The organism is Gluconobacter sp. P1D12_c (assembly GCF_018812105.1).
GTDB classification, from domain to species: Bacteria; Pseudomonadota; Alphaproteobacteria; order Acetobacterales; family Acetobacteraceae; genus Gluconobacter; species Gluconobacter oxydans_A.
Window position 1 is genome coordinate 1 of record NZ_JACSIQ010000027.1, and the last position, 10329, is coordinate 10329.

Consider the following 10329-nt stretch of genomic DNA (forward strand, 5'->3'; position numbering starts at 1 on the left):
AACATGATGATGATACCAAGGCAAAAGATAAAATGCTCCAGTATTTGATAGACACGTTATATCTCCTGAAGATTTTTTAAAATAAACTGTATTTGTTCGATACCACTTGACAGGGTTCGATTTCCAAAAGCTTCGTAGGTTATTTCCTGACGTCTTATGATGGCATCTTGTAGAAACATCCGTACGGCTTTTTTCTCGAACGGATTTTCTGCATTTTGACGTAATTCCAGAATGAGCTTACCGAGCGAAACTAAAGAAAAGGCGCGATCCAGGACGTCCCGAGCACGGTCTTTCTGGCTCAGGAATGACAGTTTCAATGCCAATCGCGATAGTTTCTGGATTTGATCTCCCTGCCACTGTTCTGCAAAAGGTAAATGATGAGACGACGATGTCGCTAACAAATTTACACTTCTGCGTAGTGATCTCATAATCGCGTTGGCATCAGATTCATGATTTGGAGGAAGAAAGACCCGAAATACGAGCACCAGAAGAACGGCACCACAAATAATGGCCATCCAGGTATTTGTTAAGGCGATATCATCATAAACCATTTCATTGGTTACGAGAGACTGTATTGCAAAAAAGACAGCATATCCGAAAGCGCCAATGCTGTATTTTGGATGAAACTGTAGCCAAATTCCCGGCAAAAGAAAAAAACTTAAACTCAGCCAGAGCAAGCAGTATCCGCTAATAAGTGGCAGAACATAAACATGATAGATCCATGTCGCAGGTATGCTCAGCACAGTTCCTATTGCCATAGCCATACTAGCCTTCGATGCTGAGGGCACCGTAGAAAGCAGGCTGGATGCTGCAATGACATACATCATCATCATAGGACCATTCGGCCACGCTGTTACATACCAGATGAATGTCGCAAGCAGCGTGATCAGGATGCCTCTGGCTCCATTACGGAGCGCTGTCGGCCATTCCAGATAAGGAGATACGCGCATTGGAACCCGATTTTTTTTCTCTGTGAGTTCCTCGATGATGCGACGTAATGCCAACAAAAGATTTTTCACATTATGCACAGACGCAAGGCTGGCGGCTGTAAGCATTTCTTCTGCTTCAAATATCTCTAGAGACTGAATACCTTGGTCGAGTGTTTTTAATATTGATTCCGGATCGTTCCGCCATGACGGATTTCTTATACCGTCGATCACGTTTTTTAGCATGCGTGTTGCGTAGGCGTGGATCTCGTAAAACCGGGTATGGGGTTGGTGCAGGTTGCTCCAGTGAGGATGATAACCCGCAATCACACCGGCCATTTGATTGACCGCCATTTTATAGCTTGAAAGATGGTCTTTGATTTCGGGATTATCTGACGCTGCATATTCCAGCAATGGCGTCAGAGCCGTTATTTTCTTCAATACGGCCTGACGGCTATCATAGAGTGCAACAGGAAGCGTTCTGAAATCTGAACCGTCAGCGACAGAGAGAGCCGTAAGACTGCTATGAAAAGATTTTGCGTGTTCCAGAACCGCTAGAAAAGCGTCATTTAATGCCCTGTGAACGGGTTGGCTTCGACGTGGAGACGTCGCCAAAAAAATAACAGCCGTACTCACTACGCCGATGACCACGTCAGATAATCTCATCATCGCAGACATGAAGACGCTCTCAGGATGAGAGAATGACGAAAATGCGACAATGATGATTGTATATCCCGTCAGAACAGCGGCATAAGCCCGATACAGTCTCAGAAGACTGGCGGTCATGCAGGCTAATCCAACGATGAGAGCCAAGGCCACGAAATAAAGCCAGGCGGACTGAACAAAACAGCCCATAATGGCCACACTCAAGCCCGCTCCGAACACTGTTCCCAAAACGCGCCAAAGGCTTTTGGAAACGAGTGCACCAACCATGGGATGTGCGACAATCACCACAGTTGTCACAGTGCTCATCGGAGAGTCCAACTGTACAACAAATGCTACCAGTAAAGCCAAGCCGACTGACAGACAGACACGAACGGCAAAAGCAGTGGTTTTTAAAAACCCGCTCCATCGTGCTTCTGAAAACCAGAATGATTGTGGAGACCAAAGCCTCTTCCGAACGATGGTCGTCATACAGACGCGCCATGATCAGTAGAGAGAAGCGCTTCCATCATATCCAGATCTTTTGTCAGGGTCAGCTTCTGGCTCATGGACAATCCGGTTGTCAGTTCTGCTTCCAGGTCAGCAGCCAGGCGATGAAAAAGCCTGCACTGTTTCCTACCCTCAGAGGTCAGAAGAACCATCTTAAGGCGTCGGTCCTGCGTGTCCGTCTGGCGAATAACCAGACCCTCTCCTTCCAGAACATCAAGCAGACGGACCAGAGCGGATCGATCGACCCCAATCAAAGAAGCGAGATCGCTTTGCGTCAGCGGCGTTTTCGAGATCATCAGATAGGCCATGGGACGCATGGTCGCCAGCGTCAGGCCATTGGGTCGCAAAACCCGGTCAAGATGCGTGCGCCATAAGGTCGCCAGACGCATGACGTGGAACGTCAAGGAAATATCATGGTAGCGCGTCTGGTCCAGGCAGGCGGCCGTAAAAGATTTCGACATTTCCGAGTCCATATCATCTGTTGACATGTAACCTTTTTATATGACAAACGAAGCCAAGGAAATAGATTTCAGCTTGTTTTGGGCAAGTTTGGAAAATTTTTTAATCTTGTCGGCTCAGGCGTTCTGGTGGGGCTGACGTGTGATGAGTGAGACGTGAACCAACACGCTGGCAATATTTCATCGATGGAAAGGGGGAGCTAATGCTTACGGAAGTCAATCTCTTCGGCGTCTTTGTCGCACCCCTCTCAATTTACGCCGTTGCAGCAGTGTTCGTGACATTGCTGTTGAGAAGCATTCTGTGGCGGACCGGTGCTCTGACCTGGTTCTGGCACGTCGCCCTCTTTGAAATAGCGCTCTATGTCTGTGTTCTCTGTCTACTCATCCTTTACGTCTAGGAGGGGTCGGCTATGAATTGGACCCGCAGTGTGATCCGCGTTCTGCTGACTCTGATTGTCCTGGCGATGGCCATTGGCCTCGGTCGGACCATGTGGGACATTTACGTTCTCGCACCATGGACGCGCGATGGTCGGGTCCGTGTGTACGTCGTAGATGCAGCCCCTGAAGTTTCCGGAACCGTTGTTTCCGTCCCCGTCGTGGATAACCAGTTTGTCCATCGCGGTGATCCGCTTTTCGTTCTCGATCCCGTCCGCTTCCGCCTTGATATCGACGCGGCCCGCGCCCGTCTTGCAGGCGCAGACGAAGATCTGAAGCTCCGCTCTTCGGACGCCAAGCGCCGTATGGGACTGGGTGGCATTGTTTCTGCGGAAGAGCAGGAAGACTTCAACTCAAATGTTGAGACACAGCGCGCCAAGGTGAATGCAGCGAAGGCCGAATTGAATACGGCCGTGCTCAATCTTCAACGTTCGACGGTTTATTCACCGGTTGACGGTTACATTACCAACCTGAATCTTCGGGTTGGTGATTATGCTCATGCTGGTCAGCCCGGTCTGGCTGTCATTGACGCGCACAGTTACTGGATCAACGGATACTTTGAAGAAACCAAGATGCATGGCGTGCATGTCGGTGACGAAGCCCGTGTGAAGCTGATGGGATACAAGCAGATCCTGCCTGCCCACGTCGTCAGTATTGGTCGTGGTATTAATGACCGTAATGGCGTGTCAGACCGTCTTGGTCTGCCAGACGTGAACCCGATTTTCACGTGGGTCCGCCTTGCGCAGCGTATTCCGGTTCGTCTGGAACTGGATAACGTTCCACCAGAAATCACTCTCGCGGCCGGTATGACCGCGACTGTCACGATCGGCCGCGAAACGCCTGGCGCCCGTGGCAAGCTGACCACCTGGCTGCAGAATCATCTTTGATCATGTCCCGCAAACTCCTTACCCTCGCGCTTAGCACCTGTCTGTCGCTGACGGCCTGCACCGTCGGACCGAATTTCAAGCCAGACAGGATCAAGGTGCCTGACTCTTTCGTAGAGCAGCCCCATTCAGTGACGGCAGCTGAGATTGCCCGCACGGAAGCGGACATGAAGGACTGGTGGGCGCAATTCCACGATCCCATGCTGAACGAACTGGTCGAGCAGGCTATCAAAGGGAACTACGACCTTCAGATTGCSTCYCAGCATATCGTGTCCGAGCGCGCTGTCCGTCGGCAGGCTCAGGCAGCGTGGTATCCGCAGCTTGATGCAGCTATGGGCGGTGGCGATGACCGTCACTCCATCAATGTCGATAACTGGCCGGTCCGTCCGGGATCTCTGGATGCCAACGGTAATCCGGTCAATAGACCGGACGCCTCGATTTTAACCTATGGTGCGCGTGCAAGCTGGGAAATTGACCTGTTCGGGCATATTTCCCGTCAGGTGGAAGAGCGCAAGCGGCTGGTTGAAGAGTCCATTGAAAACCGTCGCGCCATTCTGGTTTCGCTGCTGTCTGAACTGGCGTCGGATTATGTGTCACTCCGTGGCGTGCAGGAGCGGTTGGCCGTTACGGAGCACAGCATCGATGTGGCACAGCGCTCGCGGGAATTGACGGAAAAACTGTACACGCACGGTCTCGGCAATACACTGGCTGTGGCACAGGCGCAGACCGAAGAGCATCTCGAACGCTCGCGTCTTGCCCCTCTTCATTCTCAGGAAGAGCAACTGATCCATGCCATTTCCGTGCTTCTGGGTGAAATGCCCGGCAAGCTGGAAGAGGAGCTGGATGTTCGCAAACCGCTGCCAACGGTTCCGACATTTCCTGCGTCCCTGCCGTCGATTGTTCTGGCCAATCGTCCGGATATTCGTGCGGCAGAGGCTCATTATGCTGCTGATACCGCACAGGTGGGTGTAGCGGTCGCGAACCTCTATCCAAAGTTCATGATCCCGCTGACGTTCAACCCGAATGCCTCGGCGGCTTATCAGGCGTTCCAGATGGGCGGTATGGCCTGGAGCTTCATGATGATGGCGTCTTTGCCTGTCATTCATGGTGGTCGCTATACCGCCGAGATTGCTCAGGCCCGTGCAGAAGCAGAAGCCAGCCGATTGGTGTATCGCAAGACAGTGCTCAAGGCATTCGAGGACGTTGAAGACGCACTGGGCGACTGGCGGCATGACGATGAACTGGTCAGCCAGCTTGAAGACGCTGCCAGGGATTCCGGTCTGGCCCGTGACAGGGCTCAGAAGCTGTTTGGGGCTGGTCTGACAGGGTATCTGAATGTCCTGACSACKGAGCAGACGGCTCTGACCGCACAGGATCAGGCCGTTGTCGGGCGCACGGCGCGTCTGCGCGATGCTATTGCACTTTATACAGCCATGGGGGCTGGCTGGCAGGGGCGCCAGCTCACAGATACGCGGCTGCCGGTCGAAATAGGGAAGCAGAACGCTCTGGCGCGTGCTTTCACGGAGTAATCTTATGGACAAGATCTCAACGCCTTCACCCGAATACCTCACGAAATCTGACTTAATAAGACGATGGGCGTGGTCACTTACAAAGCTTGAAAAATATATGGAGAGTCACGAGGCATTTCCAAAACCTGCCGGGTCCATTGGAAATGGAAAAATTAAAATCTGGAAGCTGTCGACTATCGAAAAATTTGAAGCTGCGGAAAATATTTCCCCGTCTTACGCAAGACTGTTTTCAAAGCAGGAGTATCTCAGCGGATCCTGAGAGGCTGTTTTTGCAAGATCGAAAAAACCGAACGGTTCGGTCATGAGTCTTGAAATTCATATTACAATTTACCATAAACTACCCAGTTTCCGGAATCGACTTGAGACCGTTTTCCGCTCCTTACAAGGATACATTCTGCTCATGGTGTTCGGTAGCCGACAGTTTCCAGTGCGCCCTGCTGCTCCATTAATTGCGGTCGTAGGCGCAGATGGGAGCGGAAAATCGACGGTCGGTTCCGCGCTGCTGGCATGGATGTCTGAACAATATCCAACCCGCCTTTGCCACCTTGGAAAACAGACTGGAAACTTGGGGCGCTGGATTGCCAGAATTCCAGTTTTGGGAAAATGGGTGGATCAGAAAATTGTGCGAAAGTCGTCTTCTGTCCGGACAGAGAAAGGCTCTGGAGCCTTCACATCCATCGTCATTTTTACGCTCTCCATGCGTCGCCTAGCCCGCTTTTTGAAAATGCGTTTCTGGCGTATCCGAGGCTATGCCATTGTGACAGATCGCTATCCACAGGCCAGTATTCCGGGGCCCATGGATGGGCCGGGACTTGTGGCCCGTCAGCCTCGGAGTTGGATGGCTCGTTGGCTAACCCGAATTGAGCAGAAGATCTATGACTGGATGGCAGACTATCCTCCGGATCTGGTCATTCGCCTGCATGTTGATCTCCCGACAGCCCTGATCCGCAAACCCGATCACCGTCCAGCTTCTCTGGAACGAAAAATCAACGATGTTCCCCGCCTGATATTTCCAGGCTCACCAGTGCTGGACCTCAATTCCGCAGATCCTCTGGAAAGCATTCTTGAGCAGGCAAAAATCGCAATCGCCCCGATCCTTCGGAAAGCATCACCTGAACACAGGATATCGGCGTTATGACCGTCCTTACAGATTGTTCTCGTCATCCGGCCTCCCTACAGGTTCCAGCAAAAAATATTCTGCGTATTCCTCGATATCGCGGGAAACTGATTGCTTTTGTTGGCTCTGATGGCAGTGGAAAAACGACATTAACGTCCCGGCTCAGCGTCGAACTGGCCCAGGATCGTCCAACAACCTATGTTTATCTGGGCCTTGGATCCGGAGATTTAGGACGCCGTATCGGGCAATTGCCTGTCATCGGTCACATGCTGGAAAAAAAACTCAGTAAAAAAGCCAAAACAACACGGACACATGGAGAAAAAATCCCCGGCTCCCTGACAGCGCTTGTTGTTTATGCCTTCTCGCTAAAGCGTTACTTTAATCACCTGAAGATGCAAAATGCGCTCCGTGCTGGCCTGACTGTTGTGACGGATCGCTATCCACAAGCTGAAATTGCCGGAACATGTGACGGGCCTGGGCTGTCTGCCGCACAGCCAGGCAATTTCTTTGTCGCATGGCTCAGGAAATCTGAGGCAAGCCTGTACCGGCGAATGGCGGAGCACCATCCTGACCTGATTATCCATCTGGATGTCTCACCGCAGATTGCTCATCAGCGGAAACCGGATCACGATCTAGAGCTTCTGCAGATCAAATCCGAAATCATGAAACAGCTAAGATTTGGTGGAGCCCGGATGGTCAGTATTGATGCCTCTGCCCCATTTCAGACCGTCTGGACGCAGGTCGTGCACGAAATACAGCCGTTTTTCGCAAGTCATTTTTCGCATATAGAGACAGGATATACTGTCCAATCCTCATGATTTTCAAAAATTCTGATCAGGTGTTTCGGAGCATTCTTAAAAATGCGGGATCACTGGGTACTGCGAAAATTCTAGGGGCGCTCATCAGTTTGTGCGCGCTGATCTGCGCCAGTCGGACCTTAACACCGGCTCAGTTTGGAACGCTGACACTGATCCACACCTTTGCAATTGGTGTAGGCGCACTTACAAAATTCCAAAGCTGGCAAATGATCCTGAAATTTGGAGCGCGCCCGCTCGAGCTGGGGGATGAAGCGCCCCCACAGGACGCGATCCGGTTTGCCATTGCGCTTGATATGGCCTCAGGTTTTCTTGGCGCGCTGACGGGCGTTATTGCTTTGGTCTTCTTTGGACAGTTTTGCGGTATCGAGCCAGCGTATCGCTTTGATGCGATATTCTATTGCACCCTTATACCGACCATGACGGCTGCGGCTCCGACGGGAATTCTAAGACTGTTTGATCGATTTGACCTGATTTCCAGACAACAGATTATTACGCCAGCCCTGAGAGGGCTGGGGGCACTGATCAGCTGGGTGACAGGAGGAGCGTTCGTCTCTTTTCTGATCACATGGTATATGGCTGATCTGATCGGAGATCTGGTTTTATGGGGACTGTCCGTCCGCGAACTCCGTAGAAAAAATATAATAAACGCGTTGAGGCCAAGCCTTTTGCAAGCCCCAAAAAGACTTCCCGGTGTCTGGAAATTTGTCTGGCTGACCAACCTGAATACGACTCTTGATGCCTGCTGGTCACCCGTCGGGAACCTGATTGTTGGTGATTTTCTGGGGGCAGTACAGGCTGGACGTTACAAGATTGCAACAACCCTTCTAGAGTCCGCTGTCAAACCGGCACGTTTTCTGGAGAAAGGGTTCTATCCGGAAATTATGCGATTGGATCCGGGCAGTACACATCCCTGGCGCCTGGCCCTTAAAACAGGCGGATTATCCGCAGCCATTGGTGCGGCCCTGACATGTATCGTGTGGTTGGGAGGACGCCCTTTGATCGGACTATTTGGCCATCACTATCGCAGCGCAGCAGATGTCATGATGATTATGGCGCCGGCACTGATCATTTCTATGGGCGCATTCCCCTTGGAATCCCTGCTATATATGGCTGGCCGCGCCCATAAAGTTCTGCTCTCTCAAATTGTATCGGTTCTTCTCTACCTCATCCTTCTCGTTTTTCTGTTGCCGCATTCTGGCCTTCGGGGCGCAGCATGGGCGTATGTAATCGGAATTTGTAGCCTGCATCTTTTCTGTGCTGCGTTTGCAATAATGGGCTTTCGGCAGCGGCAGAAGATTCCCACGTCACACAGTCACGTATAAGAAAAATTTCTTATGATTAATCTCAAAAATCCCCCTTATGATCACATTTTTTTGGATCGATTGTTTCAAAATATTCTGGAGGACGATATTCCTTCCCCGGGGGCCAAGTATCCCGATGGGGATTATTTTCAATATCCAGAAGACTTGAGTGTTTCGGGATACAGGATTTGCTGGCAACTTTTAAACGACGGGGTTGACGTAAAGCGCTTTCGTTTTCTGGTGCTCAATATCCTTTTAAAAGGTGGTATAGAGTCTGTTGAACAGCGCCAGCATTTCAAATATGTACGCGCACGCTTCAAACATCTGCGCTTTGCATGTGCAAATTTTGATCGACGCCATCGGTATCCGTGGTCTCTCAATTTAGTCACCAGTTTAATGGGGCATATGCAGGATGCCTTTAAAAATCGGCAAATAGCACGAACCAGAATTTTCGGGACGATTTTATTCCTGACAATACTTCCAGCGTTCTATGCACTTGTTCGATTTCAGATGCGAAGCTTTCTACCGGACAGCAACAAAAATATGATTGCTTACCATCAAAGGGAAAACGCGAAAATCGACAGTATCGTTAGAAAGGAAAAAATTACCGCACATGACTTTCATGATTTGAGAAAGATCATCAGCCGTCGTGTTGCTTTCAATGATACATTCCGGGTTCTTCATTCTAGCGATTATCTCGATAAAATCTCGCTCTATCTTGCTGATATCAACGGAGAAATGGGCAATTATCACGATCGCCTTGTAGAAAAAAATATTTCCAAACCAAGTTCTTATAAAGAAGATATTTTTAATTTAGATAGGAATATCTCAAATAGAATTATTTATTTAATATCTGGAAACAGGTAATTTTTTATAACTTCCCCTTTGTGGAAAGACTTTTTCATTGAGAAGTGGTTTATTGTAGTCACAGGTGGAGGGTTCTAAAAACCCCCTGGTTTTGAGGTCTTCTGTATGATTCTATTTCTTCTGCGTTGATTGAGGGAATGGCGATATGAAGCAGTCTGGTTTCTTTGATGTTGAAGAGCGTCTTGCCCGGCTGAGTGGGCTTGGCGATCAGCTCGAAGCGTTTTCCCGGACTGTGGATTTTGAAGCGTTCCGTCCTGATCTGGACAAGGCCCTGGCGTATTCCGATGGAAGCAAGGGCGGACGACCGCCATTTGATCCTGTGCTGATGTTCAAGATCCTGGTGATCCAGACGCTCAACAATTTGTCTGATGAGCGGACGGAATATCTGATCAACGATCGCCTCTCCTTTATGCGTTTCCTTGGGCTGGGACTTTCAGATCGGGTGCCTTTATGCGTTTCCTTGGGCTGGGACTTTCAGATCGGGTGCCCGATTCCAAAACGGTCTGGCTGYTCCGTGAACGCCTGACMCAGGCGRGTGCGATCGATGGGCTGTTYAACCGSTTTGAWGCGACCCTGCGTAACGCCGGGTATTTGCCGATGTCAGGCCAGATCCTGGATGCCACGCTGGTAGCGGCTCCGAAGCAGCGGAACACCAATGCAGAGAAAGCGGATCTGCGAGCAGGCCGTATTCCYGAAGACTGGCAGGACAAGCCGTCAAAGCTGTCGCACAAGGATCGCCATGCGCGCTGGACGCTGAAGTTCACGAAAGCGAAGCGGCAGGACGATGGAACCATGCCGTCGAGTGATCTCGCTATCCCATTCTTTGGCTACAAACCCCACGT

At 50.6% G+C, this 10329-nt stretch carries 10 protein-coding genes and 1 pseudogene; 9 read left to right on the plus strand and 2 right to left on the minus strand.

The features are described 5' to 3' along the window. Positions 1-56 precede the first annotated feature (56 nt). Both KP705_RS14715 and KP705_RS14720 read right to left on the minus strand, forming a co-directional pair. Positions 57-2060 carry an FUSC family protein gene (locus KP705_RS14715; protein WP_015074839.1) on the minus strand — a complete coding sequence of 668 codons (2004 nt, stop codon included), beginning with the start codon at positions 2058-2060 and terminating at the stop codon, positions 57-59. Continuing rightward, complete coding sequence (locus KP705_RS14720; protein ID WP_211499657.1) at positions 2057-2566, minus strand: MarR family winged helix-turn-helix transcriptional regulator; 510 nt, start codon at positions 2564-2566, stop codon at positions 2057-2059. Before KP705_RS14720 ends, KP705_RS14715 begins: the two co-directional genes overlap by 4 nt. 173 nt (positions 2567-2739) lie before the next feature. Between KP705_RS14720 and KP705_RS14725 the strand changes: the two genes are divergently transcribed. From KP705_RS14725 to KP705_RS14765, 9 genes and pseudogenes are all read left to right on the plus strand, one after another. Then, positions 2740-2934, plus strand: coding sequence for a DUF1656 domain-containing protein (locus tag KP705_RS14725; RefSeq protein WP_211499656.1), 195 nt, complete (start codon positions 2740-2742; stop codon positions 2932-2934). A gap of 12 nt (positions 2935-2946) precedes the next feature. Then, complete coding sequence (locus KP705_RS14730) at positions 2947-3858, plus strand: HlyD family secretion protein (protein WP_215764720.1); 912 nt, start codon at positions 2947-2949, stop codon at positions 3856-3858. Positions 3859-3860: 2 nt separating this feature from the next. Further along, positions 3861-5384 (plus strand): efflux transporter outer membrane subunit, encoded by a 1524-nt coding sequence (locus KP705_RS14735; RefSeq protein WP_215764721.1) that lies wholly within the window; start codon positions 3861-3863, stop codon positions 5382-5384. A 4-nt stretch (positions 5385-5388) separates the two neighbouring features. Beyond that, a complete protein-coding gene (locus KP705_RS14740; protein ID WP_211497590.1) occupies positions 5389-5643 on the plus strand; it encodes a hypothetical protein in 255 nt (84 codons plus the stop codon). Positions 5644-5685: 42 nt separating this feature from the next. Then, on the plus strand, positions 5686-6522 hold the full coding sequence (locus KP705_RS14745) for a nucleoside triphosphate hydrolase (protein WP_252348413.1): 837 nt from the start codon (positions 5686-5688) through the stop codon (positions 6520-6522). Next, positions 6519-7319: a dTMP kinase gene (locus KP705_RS14750; RefSeq protein ID WP_211497592.1), complete on the plus strand. Its 801-nt coding sequence runs from the start codon at positions 6519-6521 to the stop codon at positions 7317-7319. Before KP705_RS14745 ends, KP705_RS14750 begins: the two co-directional genes overlap by 4 nt. Continuing rightward, entirely contained in the window at positions 7316-8641 is a 1326-nt protein-coding gene (locus KP705_RS14755; RefSeq protein ID WP_211497593.1) for a lipopolysaccharide biosynthesis protein, read from the plus strand. The genes KP705_RS14750 and KP705_RS14755 overlap by 4 nt, the downstream gene beginning before the upstream one ends. A 12-nt stretch (positions 8642-8653) precedes the next feature. Continuing rightward, positions 8654-9487: a hypothetical protein gene (locus KP705_RS14760; protein ID WP_211497594.1), complete on the plus strand. Its 834-nt coding sequence runs from the start codon at positions 8654-8656 to the stop codon at positions 9485-9487. A 145-nt stretch (positions 9488-9632) separates the two neighbouring features. Beyond that, positions 9633-10329, plus strand: a pseudogene (locus KP705_RS14765) (transposase); the annotation flags it as partial.

What these genes read in the sequence shown, in the direction of transcription:
- KP705_RS14755 (WP_211497593.1), top strand. Translation starts at nt 7,316, where the DNA reads ATGATTTTCAAAAATTCTGATCAGGTGTTTCGGAGCATTCTTAAAAAT.
- KP705_RS14725 (WP_211499656.1), top strand. Translation starts at nt 2,740, where the DNA reads ATGCTTACGGAAGTCAATCTCTTCGGCGTCTTTGTCGCACCCCTCTCA.
- KP705_RS14720 (WP_211499657.1), bottom strand. Translation starts at nt 2,566, where the DNA reads ATGTCAACAGATGATATGGACTCGGAAATGTCGAAATCTTTTACGGCC.
- KP705_RS14740 (WP_211497590.1), top strand. Translation starts at nt 5,389, where the DNA reads ATGGACAAGATCTCAACGCCTTCACCCGAATACCTCACGAAATCTGAC.
- KP705_RS14750 (WP_211497592.1), top strand. Translation starts at nt 6,519, where the DNA reads ATGACCGTCCTTACAGATTGTTCTCGTCATCCGGCCTCCCTACAGGTT.
- KP705_RS14760 (WP_211497594.1), top strand. Translation starts at nt 8,654, where the DNA reads ATGATTAATCTCAAAAATCCCCCTTATGATCACATTTTTTTGGATCGA.
- KP705_RS14745 (WP_252348413.1), top strand. Translation starts at nt 5,686, where the DNA reads ATGAGTCTTGAAATTCATATTACAATTTACCATAAACTACCCAGTTTC.
- KP705_RS14715 (WP_015074839.1), bottom strand. Translation starts at nt 2,060, where the DNA reads ATGACGACCATCGTTCGGAAGAGGCTTTGGTCTCCACAATCATTCTGG.
- KP705_RS14730 (WP_215764720.1), top strand. Translation starts at nt 2,947, where the DNA reads ATGAATTGGACCCGCAGTGTGATCCGCGTTCTGCTGACTCTGATTGTC.